1 protein-coding gene is annotated in these 501 nt (G+C 57.3%); it reads right to left on the bottom strand.

The genetic code is table 11. The annotated features are described in order from the left end of the window. A partial coding sequence (locus K0039_RS25010) for a zinc-binding dehydrogenase (protein WP_228106830.1) occupies positions 1–486 on the bottom strand: 486 nt, incomplete at its 3' end. Between the last annotated feature and the right edge of the window lie 15 nt (positions 487–501).

The raw sequence follows: 501 nt of genomic DNA, 5'->3' as shown, positions 1-501 counted from the left end.
GCTCGCCATCAGCGCATAGGCATCACCTGCCTGTTCCAGCGAGAAGCGATGGGTAATGGCGTTACGCGGCCACAGCTTCCAGTCCGTCAGATCAGGGGCGCATTTTTCCATATGGAACAGACTGGTCACCCAGGAGCCGATAATCCGCCGTTGATGGTGCATCAGATCGGCGCTGACCTCGAATTCCACTTTTCCGGTTTCACCCATGTAAACCACCCGTCCCCAGTCAGCGGTGGATTGCAGTGCAAGCAAGCGACCTGCGGCATTACCGGAACAATCGAGCGCAACATCCGCGCCACCGTGGGTGAGTTCGGCGATAATCTGCGGCAGACCTTCGGTGGTTGCTAAATAGCCGTGATCCATCACCCCTAACTGTTTTGCCATCGCCAGACGTTCCGGCAGCATATCAACGTCGATGATCCGTTTTGCACCGCGACCTTTCGCCAGCATCATCGCCATCATGCCGACTGGCCCCAGACCGACCACCAGCACGTTATCACT

Source organism: Terrisporobacter mayombei (genome assembly GCF_020748465.1).
Classification (GTDB): Bacteria; Bacillota; Clostridia; order Peptostreptococcales; family Peptostreptococcaceae; genus Terrisporobacter; species Terrisporobacter mayombei.
Note: the sequence above shows the minus strand (reverse complement) of the source record. Positions and strands in the feature narration are given on the sequence as shown.